The sequence below is a fragment of the Mycobacterium sp. genome, from assembly GCF_040398885.1.
Lineage (GTDB): Bacteria > Actinomycetota > Actinomycetes > Mycobacteriales > Mycobacteriaceae > Mycobacterium.
The window spans coordinates 1-1,567 of sequence record NZ_JBBATF010000300.1 but is presented as its reverse complement, the minus strand read 5'-3'; the positions used below and the strand labels follow the sequence as shown (position 1 = coordinate 1,567).

Annotated in this window: 2 protein-coding genes; both read left to right on the top strand. The window is 65.1% G+C overall.

Annotated elements, in window-relative coordinates; translation table 11 throughout:
• Positions 1-967: 967 nt before the first annotated feature.
• Positions 968-1,120: a hypothetical protein gene (locus tag ADBZ5U_RS16265; protein WP_526811929.1), complete on the top strand. Its 153-nt coding sequence runs from the start codon at positions 968-970 to the stop codon at positions 1,118-1,120.
• An 83-nt stretch (positions 1,121-1,203) separates the two neighbouring features.
• Positions 1,204-1,567, top strand: a 364-nt coding sequence (locus tag ADBZ5U_RS16260; RefSeq protein ID WP_526811927.1) for a hypothetical protein, incomplete at its 3' end; no start/stop codon positions are given.

Genomic DNA, 1,567 nt, shown 5'->3' with positions numbered 1-1,567 from the left:
CTGGGGGTCAAGTGGTCGCAGGTTCAAATCCTGTCAGCCCGACGCAGGTCAGAGGTGGTTTTCGGTCACCCGAAGGCCGCCTCTTTCGCGTTACTACCCCACACTTCTACCCCAACCAGCTTTCCGGCGGTGCTGAAAAGTGTTTGCTGGACGGCTCTAGCTGGGCGGTTAGTCGTGCTCCGCCGTGCAGACGTTCTCCGGTACCCACGACTGGCACCCATCCGTTCTCATCGACACAGACGCCGACGACCACGGCAACGCCGACGACGGAGGGGTCCGGCCGGCGGTTCGTTTGTTGGAGGGCGATACAGCGCGACGGTTTCCCCGGCCACAGGCAAGAAGGAGGGCCACCCGGCGCTGGCGCATCTAGAGGTTTTTGAATGCCTTGAGCCTGCCCAGAATCCGTGCGTGGTGATCCATCCTTAGCACACGGAGTTCATGCATGGTGCTAACTCGCTGATCTCCGATCTCCCGAAGCATGCTAATCAACTCGTCGGTTCTGTTAGCCACGATGTCCCCGTTTCGGCTGGAGCCGGTCGGGGTCGGGGACTGGCGCGATTGCGTATCTCCACCATGCGCCCATTCAGGCGGGAAAGCAAATCCGAGTGCACTTGACCGCTTGAACCGCCCCGGGATGTCCGGAGGAGAACGCCGAGTTGCGCCGGGCGAATGCGATCTTGAAGACCGCCTCGGCTTTTTTCGCGGCCGAACTGTGCGCCACGAGGCGCTGGATGTATCGGGAGGTGGTGAGAGACCGTCTCTGTCGGGCCGTCGCAGCGGCCTGATGAAGCGTCGGGGCAACCGATCGCCGAGAACGACGGTGATGGGTGGCAAGCGGCCCCGAGAAGGCGAGCCGTACTGGTACTGCCAGAAGGTGCGGGCCCGTCGAGCGAGGTCAGAAGGTGCAGCGTAAGCGAACCAGTGTTAGACGCTCCGTAACCGCGAAGCCGGCTCCAACCTGGCGGATATGGGCCGGTCTGCAGTGCACGACCTCACCGGTGGTGGGGCCGTCGACCAATTCCGCCGGATTGTGCCGCTGGTCGAGCGGGGCATCCGCCTCTGGGACGACAAAGCAGTCGAGGCGGCCGGATTCGCCCCGCTGGTGCTGCGCGCGTGGTGATCGCTCGGACTCGTGCGGGTGGTGATGTAGCTTCGATGAGACTATTTGGGTGTGACTGAGATGACCGCCGCCGCTCCCGTCCGGTGACCGCCGACGACGACGCCACGTCCCCGGGCGTGGACCGCTACCACGACTTCCCCGACGGCTTCTTCACCCGGGTCGACGAGGGCGACGACCGTGGCTTCTACGGCGAACCGCGGCTGGTGCAGCACATCGACGACGGTGCCATCGCCGCCGTGCGCGACCTCTACGACGAGCTCGGCCTGTACGGCGAAGTGCTCGACCTGTGCAGCTCCTGGGTGTCGCACCTGGCCCGGACACCGCAACGTCTGGTGGTGCTCGGCATGAACGCCCTCGAACTGGACCGGAACCCGCAGGCGCGGGAACGGGTGGTCCACGACCTCAACCGCGAGCCCGCGCTGCCGTTCGCCGACGCCTCCTTCGACG